This window comes from Sphingobium sp. LB126, from assembly GCF_002795205.1.
GTDB lineage: Bacteria > Pseudomonadota > Alphaproteobacteria > Sphingomonadales > Sphingomonadaceae > Sphingobium > Sphingobium chungbukense.
Map to the genome: position 1 here is coordinate 1 of NZ_NETV01000011.1, position 1,039 is coordinate 1,039.

Sequence of the window (1,039 nt, forward strand, 5' to 3'; positions counted from 1 at the left end):
GGGCCGGTCAGGCATTCGAGGGCCGCCTCCATCAGCTCGATGGCTTTTTTCAAACCTGGCTTTTCGTTTGTCATGTCTGCTTCTCCGTCCCGTCGCGCTCAGTCGGCGGGCACCCTCCCGAAGGAGGATGCCGGCCCTGAGCCGGACGTAGAAAGACGCGAACAATAGAACGCGCGCCTGATCTTTAGCCGGAGCCTGGACATAATCAGGCAATCCGGCCGCAAGGCATGCGCCGACTCTATTGTTCGGAGTTTCTACTCTCCGGCCCACCACCGGCGGACACGCTCCTCTAAACCAATCGGGCAGCAACTGCCAATCGGTTCCGGGCGAAATTACCGGATGCCGCAGGTGGGGGCAGGATATTCAGCGTGTCGATAGACGCGCCGCTTCGACCGGCCGATACATATCCGCGCGATCACGCATCAGCTCCGTAAGCCAGACGAGATGGCTCGCCGCGCCAGCGGCAACGTGGCCACCGCATCGAACAAGCAGCGCTGATAAGGTGAACCGCGATCAAGAATATCGGCAAGGCGCTCGCGAGCGGGGCTATGGAGATCGCTGATCCCGGCATTGGCTTCGCGGCCGCCTCCAGAAAGGCTTCGGCCAGCTCCTGCGTCTCGTAATATCCGGAATCCAGACCTTCCCCGAGGGCGAGGCGGCGATCTCGCTGCGCACATCCGCGATGTCGGGATCGTTGACCGCATCGATCAGGGGCAGGGTGAAATCGAACCCGGTGAGATAGTCCGCAATCATGGGAAATCCTTTCTTCCAGGATTGGAACATAGGTCGAACATGTTTACAATCGGAATGATGCCCCGCAATAGGATCGTCGTGATCATATGCTTTTCCTCTTCCGCATGGGCCGCCTCGACCGGCGGATATCCCGCGCCGTGACCGCGGCGGCCGTTCCCCTGCGCCTTCAGGGACGTCTGCGCCGATCCGAGCGCGGTTTCCTCCTCGAGATGGAGGATGGCCACGTCTGGCGCCTCGAGGGCGCGCAGGATTTCCCGCCGCTGGTGGACGCGACCGTCATCGTCGA

The 1,039-nt window shown here is 61.7% G+C and carries 1 protein-coding gene; it reads left to right on the forward strand.

Annotation, left to right across the window (positions count from 1 at the left end):
* Window positions 1–839 precede the first annotated feature (839 nt).
* Window positions 840–1,039 (forward strand): DUF5818 domain-containing protein (locus CAF53_RS27440; RefSeq protein WP_157801416.1); only part of this gene is annotated, 200 nt, incomplete at its 3' end.